Genomic DNA, 1,289 nt, shown 5'->3' with positions numbered 1-1,289 from the left:
GGATATCAGGGCCGCCAGGGCCGGCGCGGTTGCCAGCGGCCGGCCCCCCTCATGGGTGAGGACCTCGCCGGCGAACGCGGCGGCGAGACCCGTCTTTGCGAACGGCCCGAGGTTCACCGACAGCCATGGCCGCCCCGCCTGCCGCTCGGCGCCGGCGAACGAGTCCAGAAAGCAGTTCGCGGCCGCATAGGAACCGAGTGCCCCGGCCAGTCCGGGCAGTACCGAGGAGACGGAGGAGAACGCCACGCACACCCCGGGGTGCCGACCCCGTCGCCGCAACGCCTCGGACAGCAGTACGGTGCCGAGCGTCTTCGCTCCCAGCGCCTCTGCCGTCTCCTCCACCTTCGTCCCGCGCAGACTCCCGGGCCGCACCACTCCGGCCGCGTGGAAGAGGGCGTCCACCGGAGGCAGCGCGGCCACCAGCGCCTCGACGTCGTCCCGCGCGGTGAGGTCGGCCCGGTGGTAACGGGCGTCGGCACCGAGACCGGCGAGCTCCTCCAGCAGACCCGCGGGCGGCTGCGGGGAACGACCCGTGAGCCAGAGCACCGGCCGGCCACGGACGGCGAGTTCCCGGGCCAGTGCGGAACCGAGGCCCCCACCGCCGCCCGTGATCAGGAAGGTGCCGTCGGCGGGCAGCCGGCCTGGGGTGTCGGGCAGATCCGCCGCTTCCGCCGCTTCCGCCGCGACGGTCCGCACCAGCCGCTGTCCGTCCCGCCAGGCGACGGCTCCGGCCGCCTGCGGCGCCGTCGCCTCGGCGAGGACGGCCGCGAGCCGCTGCCCGGCATCGTCCAGTGAGCAGAGGTCGACCCAGTTGGCCACCGCTCCGGCGTACTCCGACGGCACGGCCAGTGTCAGACCGCCCAGCACGGCCTGGGCCGGGTCCGGTCGCTCACATCCGTATCCGGTGACGTGCGCGTCCTCGGTCACGACCAGCAGCCGGCGGGCCCTCGTCAGATCGAACAGGGTGAGGGCCTCTTGGAACGCCGTGACCAGCGCACGCTGGGTCCGGTCGAAATCCGCTGCCGTGCCGTGAGCGGCCGGTCCGGCCAGGAGAAGCACCGTCTCGGGACGGGTGCCGGGGGCCACGTCCGTCTGTACGTCCTGTTCCGCGAGGCGCCGCGTGAGCTCGTGCACGGCCGTCGGATCGGCGCCGGTCACCAGTACGGGTCCGCAGCGACGGTCCGTGGTCAAGGGCTCGGTCCGCCAGGTGACGTGGCGCAGCAGCTCGTGCTCCCAGGCCCCGGGACGGTAGCGGCGTCGCTGGTAGGGATAGGGCGGCAGAGGAGGCC

1 protein-coding gene is annotated in these 1,289 nt (G+C 74.2%); it reads right to left on the bottom strand.

Features of this window, described 5'->3' with window-relative positions:
• A partial coding sequence (locus ACZ5CR_RS45700) for an SDR family NAD(P)-dependent oxidoreductase (protein ID WP_468869733.1) occupies positions 1 to 1,289 on the bottom strand: 1,289 nt, incomplete at both ends.

Source organism: Streptomyces sp. NPDC031274 (assembly GCF_055570235.1).
This window is presented reverse-complemented; position numbering and strand designations above follow the sequence as displayed.